Source organism: Oleiphilus sp. HI0043, assembly GCF_001634935.1.
The window spans coordinates 1-270 of sequence record NZ_LWEY01001037.1 but is presented as its reverse complement, the minus strand read 5'-3'; the positions used below and the strand labels follow the sequence as shown (position 1 = coordinate 270).

Annotated in this window: 1 protein-coding gene; it reads left to right on the top strand. The window is 47.0% G+C overall.

Annotation, left to right across the window (positions count from 1 at the left end; translation table 11 throughout):
• Positions 1–270 (top strand): thrombospondin type 3 repeat-containing protein (locus A3729_RS10960; RefSeq protein ID WP_197475799.1); only part of this gene is annotated, 270 nt, incomplete at both ends.

Genomic DNA, 270 nt, shown 5'->3' with positions numbered 1-270 from the left:
ATGATGATGCGGATAATTGCCCAACGGTTCCGAATGATGATCAAGCTGATGCCAATGAAGATGGAGTGGGTGATGTTTGTACTGCTGATGAAGATCAGGACGGTATTCCAGATACGGTAGATAACTGCCCTGCGGTGGCAAACCCAGTTCAGGAGAACGCTGATCATGATGCACAAGGCGATGCCTGTGATAACGATGATGACAACGATTCGATTGAAGATGCTAGTGATAACTGCCCGGTTAAGGAGAATGCTGACCAACTTGATCTAG